Genomic DNA, 16,183 nt, shown 5'->3' with positions numbered 1-16,183 from the left:
TAGGAAAATACTATGTTGAGTCATCAAATTAAAGTTGTACAAGCTTTGGCCTCTTCAATCGCTGAAGGTGGACGTGGGATGGTGGGTACACCGTTTCCAAATCAGCCTGAAAAAGCCTTGAAGCTCTATGAATACGAGGGTTCACCATTTTGTCGTCGGGTGCGTGAAGTCATGACCTTGCTAAATCTGGATTATGAAGTTTATCCATGTCCACGAGGGGGTACTCATTTCCGTCCTGAGGTGCAGCAATTGGGTGGAAAACTGCAATTTCCTTTTTTAGTTGATGAAAATACCGGTGATCGACTCTATGAGTCTCAGGATATTATCGATCATCTGTTCAAGCATTATGGCAAAACCGGCAAAACTCCCAAGAAATATGCTCACTATCCTAAAATTCCAGTGGCTGCAATTGCGGGAACCGTCCTCAATGGTTTACGCGGCGGAATGGTGAATCCCAAGATTAAGGATCGGCCAACACCTGAACTGTTATTAGAATTATGGGGCTTTGAGGCCAGTCCTTATACCCGAATTGTACGCGCCGTTTTGAGTGAACTGGAAGTGCCGTTTGTTTTTCATAATGTCGCTAAAGAGCGCTGGCAAGATTATGGACCGGCCAAATTGCGTTTAAAACCGGGAAAATATGAACCACTACCAGGCGGTAAGCGTGAACATTTGTTTGAAATGATGGGAAATAATATTCAGCTTCCCTATCTGGTCGATCCAAATACAGATACCAAAATGTTTGAATCGGCTGAGATTGTGAAATATTTAAAACAGCAATACGGTACTGCTTAAAGTAGACAGCTCGTATAACTTCAAAAGATTTTCTATCTTGAACTGCCATCTGCTAAACAGATGGCATTTTTTATGTCTATGATATGGAAAACGGGCGTAAGCGTTTCTCGCTGCTTAAAACTTCAGATAATAAAAAATAAATAAATCATGATTTTTAGTGTGATTTTGTTTATATTTTAATCTTAAAGGGGATATATAAAAATAAATATAAGGGGCGTGCTTATGACAGCATCGGAGGCAGTCTTGCCAGTACCAGTATTAATCGTTGAAGATGAATATGTCATCCAGCGCCGTTTAAAAATCATATTAAGCAATCTAGGTTATCAGGATGACGTTCTGTTATTTGCCAATACGGTGAAAGAAGCATATGCCGTTTTGCAGCAACAGCCGATTGCACTGGCCTTAGTAGATTTGGGTTTACCAGATGGAAGTGGGATTTCAATTATTGAAAAAATCCGCGAACAGGACGCACAAGCGTTGATTCTGGTGGTGTCTGCCTGGAGTACCCAAGATAGCCTGTTTAGGGCAATTCAGGCCGGTGCGACCGGTTATGTGCTGAAAGAACGGGATGATGTTGAAGTCGCCTTGGCTATTCGCAGTATTTTGCGTGGCGGTGCACCGATTGATCCCTTTGTTGCCCGTGAAATTTTAAAACAGATTTCTATTCCCACCATTTCAGGAACAGTAGAACAGAACAGGCCAGCTGCGGATCAGGAAACGCTCACACAGCGGGAGCAGGAAATCCTGTCCTTGGTTGCGCAAGGTCTGAGTAATCGTGAAATTGCCGAGCAGCTCTGTGTATCACGCTATACCGTCGAAAGTCATATCAAGCATATTTACCGCAAACTCTCGGTCAGTAAACGTACCAAGGCGGTCAGTACCGCACGGCATCTGGGAATTCTGTAATGTCATCTGCCTGTTCCAGAAGCAGCAAACGGCAGCGACTGAAATGGATCGGTGTTTTTGTCCTGTGCAGCTGGCTTTGCTTGTTCTGTAGTATCAGTCAGGCACAAAACCATTTTCAGATTAATGATCTTTGTCAGGTGAAGATCGAATATATTCAGAAGGTTCAGGCTCAGGGTCCTACCGAGATGCCGACATCGGGCTGGCAAAGCGTACGTTTGCCGGATAACTGGCAGAATAACTGGAAGAATTATCATGGGGGTGCCTGGTACAAGATTGTCTGGCGTTGGTCATGTCAGGACAATATTCGTCTTGCAGAACCGGTTGCCTTTTCTATTGATTATATTAATTCGGCAGGTGCCGTGTTCCTGAATGGTGACTTGCTTTGGTCTGACCGGAACTTGCAAGAGCCCTTGTCGAAAAGCTGGAATATGCCGCGTTACTGGGTTTTCCCGATTAGCGGTTTGCGTAAAGACAGTAATGAAATCCTGATTTATGTAAATGGCTACAGTTTCCAAAGCGCGGGCCTGGGCAATATTCAGTTTAATAATGTGTTGGTGAATAGCCAGCAGTATTTGGAAAAAATCTGGGATCGCCGTACCGTATTCCAGATCAATATGATTTTCTCTGCCACGATTGGGCTGATCTGTTTCATTATCTGGTTATTCCGGCGTTCAGAAACCACTTTTGGCTGGCTGGCACTCAGTTCACTGTTGTGGATTCTGTTTATTTCCAATGTCTTGACTACAGAAAATTTTCCATTTCACTCCACGATTTCGGCAGCTAAAGCCAATATGCTTTTTTTTATTGCCTATATCCATTGTTTTTGTCTGTATCTGATCCGCTTTGTAAAACAGAAATTTAAGCAGTTGGAGCGAGGATTTATTCTGGTCAGCGTTCTGTCCAGCTTACTGGTTATGATCAGTTCCTTGGATTATCTGGAGCAGGTACTGGGCGGAGTGTTTATCATCTATGTATTGCTCTTTATTAGTTGTACTGTATATGTCAGCTATCAGGCCATCAAAACCCGAAATGGAGAATATCTTTTCCTGACGCTGTGTCTCTGGGGGATTTTGCTGTGTGTAGTCATCGACCTGATCATGTTGAACCAAACCCAGGTCAATGAATTTTCACCTTTATCCCCCTATACCTCACCGATTATTACCCTGTTTGTCGTGCTGATTATGGGCACACGCTTGAATCGTAATGTCAGGAAAATCGAAAAATTTAATACCCAGTTAGAACGTAAAGTTCAGCAGGTCAGTGCCGACCTGAATAAAAGCCTGAGCGATAAACATCAACTGGAGCTGACGAATGTTCGTCTGCAAGAACGGATTAATCTGTCACATGAACTGCATGACGGGTTGGGAGGGTCTATTGTCCGTTCCATGATTCTGGTGGATCAAAGTAGCGAAACAGTTTCTAAACAGCAGTTTCTTTCCATGCTGAAACTGCTCAGAGATGATCTCAGACAAATCATTGACAGTGGTTCATCTATTGAAAATAAAGTCCCACAAACGCCGGTACTCTGGATCGCACCGGTACGTTATCGTTTTACCCAGCTGATGGAAGAAATGGGGATTGTAGTTGAATGGTCATTTCCAAAAGTCTGGCAGCGTGAACCGACGGCATTACAGTGTTTGACCTTGATCCGAGTAGTCGAAGAAAGTCTGACCAATATCATTAAGCATAGTCAGGCCAGTCAGGTAAAAGTCAGTCTGGAATATTCCCAGCCACATCAGCTTACTTTAAGCATTCAGGATAATGGCATCGGTTTCGATGCTGACATGGTGCAAAAAAATGGCCTGAGTATTGGAATGCGCAGCATGAAAATGCGGGTTGAGCGCATGGGAGGATTGTTCCAGATTGAATCTGAACAAGGAGATACGCTGATTCGTGTTGTATTAGAGCTGTATCAGCCTTAAGTAACTAGAATTTTAGTAGAAAATAAAAAGAGGATCATGTGATCCTCTTTTTATTATCGCTTAACGAGTCGTTAAACGCTTACTCGTCGTCAGCAGGTGGAACCAACATCAACACGGCTTCATTCAATAATGCTGCAACATCTTCCAGAATTTCTTCATCAGCGAAGTCTTCACTGAATAACAGCGCTTCACCATCTGCAAGCTGTTTGAGTTTTGCGGTAAATGTCTCAGAGATGCACACACCCTCACCATTTGCCCAGAACAGAACGTCGCCGTCCGTTTCAGTATAAAGCAGGCGTGACGCAGGTTCGAGCATCAGGCTATAGCCCTGATCGAGTGCTTCTTCCAGATCACCTGTACCGATTTCTTCTGCTTCAGGCAGGTTTTCAGGATATTTAGGTTCGGACATCAAGCTCATGATGGCATCTTCGAGAACATTGGAATTATGCAGTTGCTGCATGATGTGTTCTTTCAGATATTCCAGCTCATTGCTGCTCACTTCACCGATAGCACCGACTTGATCACGGATGATATCCAGCAATGGGTTACGCAGCGTTTCATTTTCAGAGAATTTATCCCCGACACGATCCATCATGTCACTGATATTTGGCATGCGGAAACCGAATGAATAAGTCAGGCAGTCATCTTCAGCCACGCCGTAATGAGCCAGACCAGGCGGCACATAGAGCAAGTCGCCAGGTGCCAGCACTTCATCAAAGTCCACTTCTATTTCAGGCAATAATTTAAGCGGTTGACCCGGAACAAATGGAGTTTCGGTATCACACATTTGCCCAAGCTGCCAGCGACGATGGCCATAGCCTTGTACCAGAAACACATCATAGAAATCGAAATGCTTGCCGACTGAACCGCCTTGCGGTGCATAAGACACCATGATGTCATCGCGACGCCATTGTGGAATAAATGGGAATTTTTTCCAAAGTGCCGACAGGTCAAATGAATAGTGATCTACAGCCTGAACCAAAAGTGTCCAGAGTTTTGGCATTTTCTGAAAATCTGCTTTGAGCAAAGGTGAAGATTTCACGCTCCATTGATTCGGATCACGATCTTTCTGCTTGATGAGACGGGCAGTGACATGTTCTTCAAGCGCAAGTTCCATCACATCATTGGGTTCAAGCAAACTGGCGATTTCAGGCATCGCATTACGCACCAGTAATGGTTTCTTTTGCCAGTATTCGCTAAGGAATTGTTCAGCGGTGATGCCGCCTAAAACGTCTAAAGGTTGAGACATAGATTACAGCCTGAATTTAAAGAGAGAGATTAAGGAACTAAAATTTTTAATTCACGAAGAATATTGCATAGCTTGATCATCGGCATACCCATCAGTGTGGTCTGGTCTTGCCCGGTCATTTCTTCAAACAGGCTAATTCCTAAGCTTTCACATTTGAAACTGCCAGCACAATGCAGTGGCTGTTCAATCTCGACATAGCGCTCGATTTCGGCCTGAGAAAGTTTACGAAACTTGACTTTATAGTGTTCGACCAGACTTTGTTCAAAACCCGTCGATTGTTGCTGTACACTGAGCGCCGTACTGAAATAGACAATCTTGTCCGAGTTAGCTTGGAGCTGGCGAATGGCTTTTTCAGTCGTTAACGGTTTACCGATAAAAATATCCGGTGCACCTTCACGCCATGCCACCTGATCCGAGCCGATCACAATCGCTTCAGGATTCTGTTCGGCAATATATCTGGCTTTCTCGAAAGCTAGTCGTTGTGCCAGATCATCTGCGTGATTTTCCCCGCGAGGAGATTCATCAATATCCGGTACCATGGAAATATAATCAATATGCAGACGATCCATCAGCGCTTTGCGGGTTTGACTGGATGATGCCAAAATAATCTGTACAGAATTCATTAGACAGCATATTCCTCAAGAATATTTAACGGCACATAAGCCAGAACAGCTTTGTGACAGGCTTGCAGCTTGATTGGAGGTGCTTGACCTGCTTCATAGGCTTCGACCCAGCGCGTTACGCAGATACACCAGAAATCGCCAGGTTGCAGGCCGGGGAAATCCAGTTCAGGCAAAGGCGTAATCAGGTCATTACCGACTTTTTGAGAAAAATTCAGAAATTCTGAAGTCATTTGCGCGCAAACCGTGTGCTGGCCCAGATCAGTGGTCGCAGTATGGCAAAAGCCATTGCGGAAATAACCGGTAATCGGATCGAAGCAACAGCTGGACAAAGGCTCACCTAACACGTTCAAACGGTTAAGATTTGGATCAGGATGTATCGACATAGGGACTGAATCTAAAAGAGGCTTTTTTCTATCATAACAAAACTTTGGCATTCATAATGTTTTCTGCAAAAGATGCTAACCTTTTTCTGCATAATCATTTAAAATCGCCTGGTTTTAATATCTATAAAGTGAGCTCTACATGAACTTTCAGCGTATGACTGACCTCGATTTAGCAGGTAAACGTGTTCTGATCCGTGAAGATTTAAACGTTCCTGTTAAAAATGGTGTGATCACCAGCGATGCGCGTCTTCGTGCAGCATTGCCAACGATTAAAGCAGCATTAGAAAAAGGCGCTGCAGTCATGGTGTATTCTCATCTGGGTCGTCCGGTTGAAGGTGAGCCTAAGGCTGAACAGTCACTTGCTCCTGTAGCGGCTTACTTGACTGAAGCTTTGGGCCAAGAAGTGAAACTGTTCACTGACTATTTAGATGGCGTTGATGTTCAGCCAGGTCAGGTGGTTCTGCTTGAAAACTGCCGTTTTAACGTCGGCGAGAAGAAAAACAATCCTGAACTTGCAGCAAAATATGCAGCACTTTGCGACGTATTTGTAATGGATGCCTTTGGTACAGCGCACCGTGCAGAAGCATCTACTGAAGGCGTAGCGCGTTTAGCGAAAGTTGCAGCAGCAGGTCCTTTACTGGCAGCTGAACTGGATGCACTTGGCCGTGCACTGCAAACGCCAGAAAAGCCAATGGTGGCGATTGTTGCGGGTTCTAAAGTCTCTACCAAGCTGGATGTTTTAACCTCACTTTCTGATATCTGTGATCAATTGATCGTGGGTGGTGGTATTGCCAATACTTTCCTTGCTGCAGCAGGCTATAACGTTGGTAAATCACTGTGTGAAAAAGACCTGATCGATACAGCAAAAGCCATTGCTGCAAAAGTATCAGTGCCACTTCCTACTGACGTTGTGGTTGCAGATGCCTCTGAAATCAACTTTGAGGATTTCCTGGGTTCATTGGCTGCTGCGAAAGCAACGGTGAAAAACGTTGCCGATGTTGCTGACAACGACATGATTCTGGATGTAGGTCCGGAAACTGCGAAAGCATTTGCAGAAATTCTGAAAACCTCTAAAACCATTCTTTGGAATGGCCCGGTTGGCGTATTTGAAGTCGATCAATTCGGTGAAGGGACTAAAACTTTATCTTTAGCAATTGCTGAATCGGAAGGTTTCTCGATCGCGGGTGGTGGGGACACACTTGCTGCGATTGATAAATATGAAGTGGCTGACAAAATTGGTTATATCTCGACGGGTGGCGGTGCATTCCTTGAATTCGTTGAAGGTAAAACTCTTCCTGCAGTTGCGGTACTATTAGAACGTGCTTAATTGCATGTCCTAAGCTAAAAAGCTGGCCCAGTGCCAGCTTTTTTTATGTCATTTTTTTGACAGTGAAAACTTACCCTTCATGGCTTCGTCATTAAAATGCAATAAATCTGTCATAAGATGCAGTAATTAAATCACCAAATGACGAGAATACGTGATGAAGAAACAGTTAACTATCGCAGTATTATTAGCAGCTTCTCTGGCACTGACTGCATGTGCAAAACAGGAAAGCACACCAGAAGCTGAAGCAGAAAGCTCGGCAGCAGTGGCGGATCAGGCGGTGACTCCAGAACAGCAAGCTGCCATTGATGCCATTGATCAGCCAATTCTAGACGAAAAAAATACCGATATCCCGGCTGAAGTTGCCAATGCACCAGCCGATGAAGCAACTGCAGACGAGTCAGTTGCTGCGACTTCAGAGCCTGTAGCACCTTAATCCGGTTGATGTGACACAAAATCCCTGCAAATGCAGGGATTTTTTTTAAATAGTGTTATTTGTTGCTGAATTGAAACCTTTGAACATGTAGAATATGTGGCATTCACTGGGAGGATATTATGGCTCTTATTTCATTGCGCCAGCTCTTGGATCACGCCGGCGAACATGCTTACGGCGTACCAGCATTTAACGTAAACAACTTAGAACAAATGCGTGCAATTATGCTTGCAGCAGATGCAACCAATTCACCTGTTATCGTACAAGCATCTGCGGGTGCGCGTAAATATGCAGGCGCTCCGTTCTTGCGTCACCTAATTTTGGCTGCAATTGAAGAATGGCCACATATTCCAGTGGTAATGCATCAAGACCACGGTACCAGCCCTGACATTTGTCAACGTTCAATCCAGTTAGGCTTTTCATCAGTAATGATGGACGGTTCACTGGGTGAAGACGGTAAAACACCAACTTCATATGAATATAACGTTGATGTGACTCGCCGTACAGTTCAAATGGCACATGCGTGTGGCGTATCTGTTGAAGGTGAAATCGGTTGTTTGGGTAGCCTTGAAACAGGTATGGCGGGTGAAGAAGATGGCGTAGGCGCAGAAGGCGTACTGGATCATTCTCAACTCCTGACTTCAGTTGAAGAAGCGCGTAGCTTCGTTGCTGATACCAATGTTGATGCGCTTGCAATTGCAGTAGGTACTTCACACGGTGCGTACAAGTTCACGCGTCCACCTACAGGTGATATTCTTGCGATTGACCGCATTAAAGAAATTCACGCAGCACTTCCAAACACACATCTTGTCATGCACGGTTCAAGCTCTGTGCCACAAGAATGGTTGGCAGTGATTAACCAGTATGGCGGCGACATCAAGGAAACTTACGGTGTTCCGGTTGAACAGCTGGTTGAAGCGATCAAACACGGCGTGCGCAAGATTAACATCGATACTGACTTGCGTTTAGCATCTACCGGTGCAATGCGTCGTATGATGGCAGAAAAACCAAGCGAATTCGATCCACGTAAATTCTTCAGCGCAACTGTAGATGCAATGAAGCAAATCTGTATCGATCGTTACGAAGCTTTTGGTACTGCAGGCAATGCAGACAAGATTCGCCCAATCTCTTTAGAGAAAATGGTGTCACACTATAAATAATTCCCAGTGAATCATTTATAAAAAAAGCCCACTGCAAATGTGGGCTTTTTTGTAGACTCATAAATATCAAGAATAAGAGCAGCATATGGAACTGATTTTCGCAGCAGCGCTATGCAGCGTTGCGGTCTCAATATTATTAAAAGTCGCCAAAAATAAGGGCTTGAGTCCGATACACATGATTAGCTGGAACTATATGACAGCTAGTCTCTTGTGTTTTTTCTGGTTTAAGCCTGATATTCAGCATATTTCAATGTCTCAGACGCCTTGGTTGCTTATTCTGGCTCTGGGTATTTTGCTTCCGAGCGTATTTCTGTTTTTGGCCAAGGCTTTGCAAACGGCTGGAATTTTAAAAACCGAAATTGCCCAGCGACTTTCTGTAGTTTTGTCACTGGCTGCAGCCTATTTCATTTTTCAGGAACAGTTTAATCAGCTGAAAATACTTGGGATCGCTTTAGGTATTGGAGCAGTGCTGTGCATCCTGTTTTCACATCGACAAAGTACAGGACAGAGCAGTCAGGGAATGTTGTATCTGGGCTTGGTCTGGGTCGGTTATGCACTGATTGATGTATTGTTGAAATATACAACCAGTCTGGGCCTCCAATTCGCGGTGGCGCTGAATCTAATGTTTGTTTGTGCCCTGATCATTTCGATGGGCTATCTGTTAATCAAATATAAAAGCTTGGGCTCGATGCAGAATATCGGCGCTGGTCTGTTATTGGGTTTCCTGAATTTTGCCAATATTGCTTTCTATGTCAAAGCCCATATGCTGCTTAAGGATTCACCTGCGATCGTCTTTGCTGGCATGAATATTCTGGTGGTGGTATTTGGTGTGATAGCAGGTCTGGTATTCTTTAAAGAACGGCTCAAACCTGCAAGTACTTTAGGATTACTGCTAGGCTTGACTAGTGTGATTTGCCTAGCTTATGCAATGTCTGCTTGACATAAGAGGATGCAAATTCAATCGGATGTCGGAGCAGGTCACCTGCTTCGGCCAGTCCAAGCAATAAACCGGACTGTTGGCAGTCTGGACAGTGCGGATAACGATGCTGTTGCTCTTTATAGTGCTGGAGATAAATTTTATCGCAATGATGGCATTCAAATTTCAGGGATTTGGATGTAAGGAGCGACATAGATGACCTCTATTGTTATTCTATTAGATGTAAATTAAATAAAGCAAAAAATAGGCCCGAATTGACATGGAAAGGGGCGCTTGACCCCTTTTATAGCATAAATTCCTTACAGTTTGGTGAAAATATCTTCAGCGGCAAGACGTGATTTAGGGAGTTTGGCATTGAAATCATTTTCACTGCGATAGCCTAAAGTCAGCAATACAGAAGGGATCAAACCCTGTTCTGCAAGTTGTAATTCTTCACTAATCATCTCTCCGTCAAAGCCGCCAATTGGTGTGGCATCAACCCCTTCAATTCCGGCAGCCAAGAGCATTTGACCGAGTGCAATGAAGGTCTGGTTTTCAGCCCAACGCTGAATATCACCTTTTTCATTACGATAATAATGAATATAACCTGCACGGGTATTTTTCTGACCTTCTTTGGCTGATTCATCTTTAAAACGGCCACTGAGATCATCGCGGTTCAATAAGTTTTCTAGATGCAACTCATTAATGTCGGCTTTGGTGCAGAATAAAATGGTATGTGAAGAATCCAGAACTTTGGGTGCATTGTAGGCATAAGTACCAACCAAGGCTTTGGCAATGCGCTGTTTGGCGGCATCATGATCGGCAATAAAAAAATGCCAAGGCTGAATATTGATCGAAGAGGGTGCCAGACGCAAAATTTCTAACAAGCGTTCAAACTGTTCTGCTGGGATTTTCTTGCTAGGATCATAGGCTTTAGTGGTATAGCGGGTCTGTGTGATCTTGAGTAAATCCATCAATGGACTCCAATCTTTTTAAATAAACAGCGAGTAGAAGTTTTAAATATATACATTTTTCACATCCCCTGATTATTACAATAAAAAAGCATCAGGCAAAGCCTGTTTTGAGATGATCTTGAGCTGGATTCAAGCAAAACTTAGAGTTAAATCAGATTAAAATCCAGTTTTTGTCTATTGGCACTTTTAAGCGAGAAGCGTTTAATAAGAGGCATCGCCAGCAACATGCAAATAGGTTAGCGGATGCAAGTGACCAATTACTTTAAACACAAACTGAAAACCCAGCAGCAAATCGGCTTATGGATTGGCAGATGCCTATGGAACCGAGATTGCGGCAAATGCAGGTTATGACTGGCTGCTGATTGATGGTGAGCATGCACCCAGTGATTTGAGAACGACTTTGTCGCAACTGCAAAGTATTGCTGCTTATCCCTCGCAAGCAGTAGTACGACCACCCATTGGTAGCGTACAACTGATCAAGCAACTCCTTGATATCGGTGCACAAACGCTGTTGATTCCGATGGTAGAAACCGTGGAACAGGCCGAACTCATGGTCAGGGCAGTCCGTTATCCGCCTGAAGGAATTCGTGGCGTTGGTGCTGCACTGGCACGTGCCACCCGCTGGAACAGCATTCCAAATTATTATCAGACGGCACATGAAGAAATCTGTTTATTAATCCAGATTGAATCGGTCACAGGACTTGAAAATCTGGATGCTATTCTTCAGATCGACGGGATTGATGGCGTGTTTATTGGCGCCGTTGATCTATCTGCCACTATGGGTTATCAAGGTGATCCGAATCATCCTGAAGTACAAAAAGCTGTAATTGATGCAATCCAGCGGATTCGTTCTGCAGGCAAAGCTGCAGGAATTCTGTCAACCCAGCATGAAGTGACGCAAAAATATATCGAACTTGGCACTGAGTTTGTAGCAGTGGGCGTAGATACCAGTATTTTGATGAATTCCTTGCGTGATCTATTGGGGAAATATAAAAAGGATATCAATGTGATTAATCCGACTAGCGGTTATTAATCAACAAGAGATTCTGAATGAATAGCTTGCTTAGATTTTTAGTTTATTTTTAACCGGAAATTCTTTAGATGAGCTATTCATTCAGCCATAAGAAAATCATAATGAACCTTCAAGATGCAGAACAATTTTTACAAGAACAGCAGAACATCTTAGAGAACCAACGTCAGCAAAAAACTAGACGAGTGCAACAAGCCTTTTTTATGATTCACGTACTGTTTGTAGCCTTAAATGCTATTCTCTTGATCCTAAATTATCAAAAGACGGGAGAGTGGAACTTGCTGTACCTCGGGCTGAGTTTCATGTCTCTAATATTGATTTTAAGGTATTTAAAGACAGGTTTTGTTTATCAACGGAAATGAAGTAACGTTAAAATGAATTTTAGATCATAAAAATCAAAAGCCTAATAATTAACAAAGCATGAAAAAAGTTCTTAAAAATCCCATTCTATTGTCATTACAATGTAATTTTGCTTTTGCTGGATAAATAGCTTACACTGGCTGCACTTCAAGCAAGTACTGTTCTTGCTTCTATTATTATTTTAAGCTGATTGTGATGTACTTTTTAGTTCAAGTATTTGAACTCAAATAAGATCTACTAACCATAGAACTATTATGTAAACTAGGTTGTTATTAATCTCTCTCCATATAGTCACAAAAAGCTCATATCGTGTGAGTAAATATTTTGATCAAAATCAATGAATGGCATATTGCCACTGCCGCTGATGGCAATGAAATTAACGTGAAACTGGTTCCATTAAAGCGCAAGCAAAATACAATGGACGGTTTTATCTGGGTTGAGGTCGGTAAAATGATTCAATTGCCAACGGGTGAGGAATTTCAGTTCAATCTCGATGGTAAAAGTTTCTATACTGGGGTAAACCAGCTTTATCGTCTGTGTTAAGCAGATCAATATCGTAAAAAGTGGCTGATTAATATCGCCACTTTTTTAGTTTCAGGGTATCAAAACTTTGATCTTCCTGAATTTCCAGAATCTCTGCACTGTCTTCTTTCCAGTCGCCTAGTACAATTCTTCTTTTCTGGGCTAACTGATGAATGGCTGCGCGATGCGTATGACCATGGATTAGTACATCTACATCCTGTAATGCCAGCTCAACTGCATGTGGGTTGACGTCCATCACTTCATAGCTTTTAAACTGTTGTGCCTGATGGCTTTGTTGACGAAAGCGGTTGGCTAGTCTGGTTCGAAATGAGAGAGGGGTTTTTCTTAAGAAGCCAAGTAGCCAGGGATGACGAATAATCTTTTTAAAACGCTGATAGGAGACGTCATCGGTACATAGGGCATCGCCATGTTCCAGGCGAAAATGTGTTCCGGCAATGATTAGCTGATCGATTTCGGGAAGAAGCTGCCCGCCAAATCGAGCTAAAAATTTACTTCCTAAGACAAAATCCCGGTTGCCGGCCTGAAAATAGACTTGATTCCCAGCCTGAGTAAACTGTTTTAATGCAGTGACAATTTCGTCCAGCCATGGAGAGGTATAGTCATCACCAATCCAGGCATTGAACCAGTCACCCAGAATATACAATTGGGTATTTTGATTTTGATATTCAGTTAATAAATCTAAAAACCCCCGAACAAGTCGAGGGTGATCAGGTGACAAATGTAAATCTGAGATAAACAGATAGGTCACGAATCTTTTCCTTTTATTCCTCTCTAGATCCCTCATTCATATGAGGGATTTTCCATTACACTGTTTTAAAGTGTTGCTTTAAAACTCATAAAAGAACGGAGAGGACGTTTTTTATTCAGAAATGATTTTTGCAGATTCGATTACTACGTTTTCTAGAGGAACGTCAGCGTGGTAGCCACGGTTGCCAGTACGTACGTTTTTGATTTCGTTCACAACGTCCATACCTTCAACGACTTTACCAAATACGGCATAACCCCAACCTTGAGCAGTTTTGCCAGAGTGGTTAAGGAATGAGTTGTTTTTCACGTTAATGAAGAACTGAGCAGAAGCAGAGTGCGGTGCCTGAGTACGCGCCATTGCAATCGTACCTTCGTCATTGGTCAAGCCGTTGTCTGCTTCGTTTTCGATTGCATCACGTGTTGCTTTTTCTTTGAAGTTTTCATCCATGCCGCCGCCTTGGATCATGAAACCATCAATAACACGGTGGAAAATTACGCCGTCATAAAAACCGTCACGTACGTATTCTAAAAAGTTAGCTACGGTTTTAGGTGCTTTTTCAGCATTGAGTTCTAGAACAATACGACCTTTATTGGTGTTTAATTCGACTTGAGGAAAACTCATTGTGTAATCTCCTGATCATGGACGAGTGCCATGGTTTTTTCTGAATGAGTGAAGCATAAGCAAACTACATTCGACAAGGCAAGTAAAAACATTATTTTCTTTGTTAAAAGCATAAAAATAATACCTTATTTATACGTTGATTTATCAAGGCATTTCAGATATTGCCCTATCAGGTACCCTATTTTGAATTGGCGTAAATTAATGATTTTACTGCTTGTACAAGCACTGATATTTTAGTTTCAGGCAACTCGCCGTATTTTCATTTTTTAAAATGGGTGAATTGAAATCAAATACCATAGTTAGCGGTTGAGAGATTATTCACCTCTAGTTAAACTAAGGAACTTTGATAATGAATATGCGTACAACCTGTGCGATTAAATATTCGTTAATCCCTTTTTAACTTTAGAAGTGAATGATTGATCATGAAGCCAAATGATGTTGTGACATCTCTGCCCGAGAACCCGACCCAAAAGAACAATGCAGTCGATTCAGTGCAGCAGCAAGAACAACAACCGGGCTTGGACTTTGTACGTCAGGTCATTACCGATGATTTAGCCGCTGGTCGTACTCAACAGGTGGTGACGCGTTTTCCGCCTGAGCCGAATGGCTATTTACATATTGGCCATGTGAAAGCAATTTGCTTGAACTTCGGAATTGCTGAAGAATTTAAAGGTGTGTGTAACCTGCGTTTTGACGATACCAACCCGGATGCCGAAGAGCAGGAATATGTGGATGGTATTGCCAATGATGTGAAATGGCTGGGTTTCCAATGGGAAGGCGAGCCGCGTTATGCATCAAGCTATTTCGATCAACTTTATACCTGGGCAGTTCAGCTGATTGAGCAGGGCGATGCCTATGTGGATTTGCAAAGCCCTGAAGAGATCCGTTTAAACCGCGGTAATTTCGTTGAGCCAGGCAAGAACTCGCCACAACGCGATGCAACGGTTGCAGAAAACCTGGAGCGTTTTGAGAAAATGCGCAGCGGTGAATATGCAGAAGGTCAGGCTGTATTACGTGCCAAGATTGATATGACTTCACCGAACGTGCATATGCGTGATCCGATTCTGTATCGTATCCTGCATTCTGAACACCATCAGACTGGCGATAAATGGAAAATTTATCCAATGTATGACTATGCGCATCCATTGTCTGATGCGATTGAAGGCATTACGCATTCACTCTGTACCCTGGAATTCCAGGATCATCGTCCGTTCTATGATTGGGTAGTGGCAAAAGTTAAATCACCATCCGTGCCACGTCAGTATGAATCGAGCCGTTTGAATGTGGACTATACCATCACCTCGAAACGTAAATTACGTAAACTGGTGGAAGGTAGCTATGTTCAGGGCTGGGATGACCCACGTATGCCAACTGTAGTCGGTATGCGTCGTCGTGGTTTCACACCTGAAGGTCTACGTGATTTCTGTCAACGTGTCGGTGTATCGAAAGTTGATGGAAGTATTGTCGATGTAGCTATGCTGGAATACTGTATTCGCCAGTCTCTGGAAAATACTGCCGCTCGTGGTATGGCTGTGTTAAATCCATTAAAAGTGACTTTAACCAACTTGCCAGCCGATATGGACCTGACCCATTCACGTCATCCGAATGTCGATATGGGCGAGCGCGTTATTCCATTGACGACTGAGCTGTATATTGACCGTAAAGACTTTGAAGAAGAGCCACCAAAAGGCTTTAAACGTCTGATTCCAGGAGGTGAAGTTCGTTTACGTCATGCCTATGTCATCAAATGTGACGAAGTCATTAAAGATGAAAATGGTGAAGTGGTTGAGCTGAAATGTTCGATTGATCCTGAAACTTTAGGTAAAAATCCTGAAGGTCGTAAGGTGAAAGGCGTGATTCACTGGGTATCTGCGACAAAAGGCGTTCCTGCGGAAGTGCGTATTTACGACCGTCTGTTTACTGAATCTGATCCTGAGGTGGGCGATGACTTCTTGGCAAACCTGAACCCTGAATCATTGAAGGTAGTTCAGGCCGTGATTGAGCCTGCTTTGGCACAAGCACAACCGGAAGACCGTTTCCAGTTTGAGCGTGAAGGCTATTTTGTGGCTGATCAATATGATCATTCCAGCGAAAAACCGGTATTCAACCGTATTCTGGATCTTAAGGACAGCTTTAAACCAGGCAAATAAGCTGGTTTAAGTCAGAATGTAAAAAGCCCAACTCTGGTTGGGCTTT

At 43.2% G+C, this 16,183-nt stretch carries 17 protein-coding genes and 1 pseudogene; 11 read left to right on the top strand and 7 right to left on the bottom strand.

Annotated features, from left to right (window positions below):
* Nucleotides 1–12 precede the first annotated feature (12 nt).
* From ACO1B7_RS00700 to ACO1B7_RS00690, 3 genes are all read left to right on the top strand, one after another.
* Nucleotides 13–795: a glutathione S-transferase N-terminal domain-containing protein gene (locus ACO1B7_RS00700; RefSeq protein WP_004646733.1), complete on the top strand. Its 783-nt coding sequence runs from the start codon at nt 13–15 to the stop codon at nt 793–795.
* 222 nt (nt 796–1,017) lie between these two features.
* Entirely contained in the window at nt 1,018–1,701 is a 684-nt protein-coding gene (locus ACO1B7_RS00695; RefSeq protein WP_004646734.1) for a response regulator, read from the top strand.
* A complete protein-coding gene (locus ACO1B7_RS00690) occupies nt 1,701–3,623 on the top strand; it encodes a sensor histidine kinase (protein ID WP_004646735.1) in 1,923 nt (640 codons plus the stop codon). The genes ACO1B7_RS00695 and ACO1B7_RS00690 overlap by 1 nt, the downstream gene beginning before the upstream one ends.
* A gap of 79 nt (nt 3,624–3,702) precedes the next feature.
* Here the strand turns inward: ACO1B7_RS00690 and ACO1B7_RS00685 are convergent, their stop codons facing one another.
* Genes ACO1B7_RS00685 through ACO1B7_RS00675 form a run of 3 tightly spaced genes read right to left on the bottom strand, consistent with a single transcriptional unit; the run spans nt 3,703 to nt 5,878 of the window.
* Nucleotides 3,703–4,872, bottom strand: a complete 1,170-nt coding sequence (locus ACO1B7_RS00685; RefSeq protein ID WP_004646738.1) for a ribosomal protein uL16 3-hydroxylase — start codon at nt 4,870–4,872, stop codon at nt 3,703–3,705.
* Nucleotides 4,873–4,901: 29 nt separating this feature from the next.
* Nucleotides 4,902–5,495, bottom strand: coding sequence for a Maf family protein (locus ACO1B7_RS00680; RefSeq protein WP_004646739.1), 594 nt, complete (start codon nt 5,493–5,495; stop codon nt 4,902–4,904).
* The gene (locus tag ACO1B7_RS00675; protein ID WP_004279857.1) at nt 5,495–5,878 is read right to left on the bottom strand and encodes a DUF2237 family protein; all 384 of its coding nucleotides are present in this window, start codon (nt 5,876–5,878) and stop codon (nt 5,495–5,497) included. The genes ACO1B7_RS00680 and ACO1B7_RS00675 overlap by 1 nt, the downstream gene beginning before the upstream one ends.
* 139 nt (nt 5,879–6,017) lie before the next feature.
* Between ACO1B7_RS00675 and ACO1B7_RS00670 the strand changes: the two genes are divergently transcribed.
* The 4 genes from ACO1B7_RS00670 (at nt 6,018) to ACO1B7_RS00655 (ending at nt 9,735) form a co-directional block, all read left to right on the top strand.
* Nucleotides 6,018–7,205: a phosphoglycerate kinase gene (locus ACO1B7_RS00670; protein ID WP_004646740.1), complete on the top strand. Its 1,188-nt coding sequence runs from the start codon at nt 6,018–6,020 to the stop codon at nt 7,203–7,205.
* 154 nt (nt 7,206–7,359) lie between these two features.
* The gene (locus ACO1B7_RS00665; RefSeq protein WP_004646741.1) at nt 7,360–7,638 is read left to right on the top strand and encodes a hypothetical protein; all 279 of its coding nucleotides are present in this window, start codon (nt 7,360–7,362) and stop codon (nt 7,636–7,638) included.
* Nucleotides 7,639–7,757: 119 nt separating this feature from the next.
* Entirely contained in the window at nt 7,758–8,795 is a 1,038-nt protein-coding gene (fba, locus tag ACO1B7_RS00660) for a class II fructose-bisphosphate aldolase (RefSeq protein ID WP_004279853.1), read from the top strand.
* An 85-nt stretch (nt 8,796–8,880) separates the two neighbouring features.
* On the top strand, nt 8,881–9,735 hold the full coding sequence (locus ACO1B7_RS00655; protein ID WP_004646742.1) for an EamA family transporter: 855 nt from the start codon (nt 8,881–8,883) through the stop codon (nt 9,733–9,735).
* On the opposite strand, the gene ACO1B7_RS00650 is transcribed toward ACO1B7_RS00655, so the two are convergent.
* Together ACO1B7_RS00650 and nfsB are read right to left on the bottom strand one after the other, a co-directional pair.
* Nucleotides 9,698–9,925, bottom strand: coding sequence for a hypothetical protein (locus tag ACO1B7_RS00650; protein WP_004646744.1), 228 nt, complete (start codon nt 9,923–9,925; stop codon nt 9,698–9,700). The two genes, ACO1B7_RS00655 and ACO1B7_RS00650, sit on opposite strands and share 38 nt — an antisense overlap.
* A 106-nt stretch (nt 9,926–10,031) precedes the next feature.
* Entirely contained in the window at nt 10,032–10,685 is a 654-nt protein-coding gene (gene nfsB, locus ACO1B7_RS00645; protein ID WP_004646745.1) for an oxygen-insensitive NAD(P)H nitroreductase, read from the bottom strand.
* Nucleotides 10,686–10,928: 243 nt separating this feature from the next.
* Here nfsB and hpaI point away from each other — a divergent pair.
* From hpaI to ACO1B7_RS00630, 3 genes and pseudogenes are all read left to right on the top strand, one after another.
* Nucleotides 10,929–11,718, top strand: a pseudogene (hpaI, locus tag ACO1B7_RS00640) (4-hydroxy-2-oxoheptanedioate aldolase).
* 68 nt (nt 11,719–11,786) lie between these two features.
* Nucleotides 11,787–12,077, top strand: coding sequence for a hypothetical protein (locus ACO1B7_RS00635; protein WP_004646747.1), 291 nt, complete (start codon nt 11,787–11,789; stop codon nt 12,075–12,077).
* A gap of 322 nt (nt 12,078–12,399) precedes the next feature.
* Nucleotides 12,400–12,618: a hypothetical protein gene (locus ACO1B7_RS00630; RefSeq protein WP_004279847.1), complete on the top strand. Its 219-nt coding sequence runs from the start codon at nt 12,400–12,402 to the stop codon at nt 12,616–12,618.
* 28 nt (nt 12,619–12,646) lie between these two features.
* On the opposite strand, the gene ACO1B7_RS00625 is transcribed toward ACO1B7_RS00630, so the two are convergent.
* Nucleotides 12,647–13,366: a UDP-2,3-diacylglucosamine diphosphatase gene (locus ACO1B7_RS00625; protein WP_004646748.1), complete on the bottom strand. Its 720-nt coding sequence runs from the start codon at nt 13,364–13,366 to the stop codon at nt 12,647–12,649.
* A 111-nt stretch (nt 13,367–13,477) separates the two neighbouring features.
* The gene (locus ACO1B7_RS00620; protein ID WP_004279844.1) at nt 13,478–13,987 is read right to left on the bottom strand and encodes a peptidylprolyl isomerase; all 510 of its coding nucleotides are present in this window, start codon (nt 13,985–13,987) and stop codon (nt 13,478–13,480) included.
* Nucleotides 13,988–14,409: 422 nt separating this feature from the next.
* Between ACO1B7_RS00620 and ACO1B7_RS00615 the strand changes: the two genes are divergently transcribed.
* Nucleotides 14,410–16,137: a glutamine--tRNA ligase/YqeY domain fusion protein gene (locus tag ACO1B7_RS00615; RefSeq protein ID WP_004279842.1), complete on the top strand. Its 1,728-nt coding sequence runs from the start codon at nt 14,410–14,412 to the stop codon at nt 16,135–16,137.
* Nucleotides 16,138–16,183 lie beyond the last annotated feature (46 nt).

The sequence above is a fragment of the Acinetobacter lwoffii genome (genome assembly GCF_049367455.1).
Taxonomy (GTDB): Bacteria; Pseudomonadota; Gammaproteobacteria; order Pseudomonadales; family Moraxellaceae; genus Acinetobacter; species Acinetobacter lwoffii_W.
The sequence above is the reverse complement of the archived record's forward strand: the minus strand, read 5'-3'. Positions and strand labels throughout refer to the sequence as shown.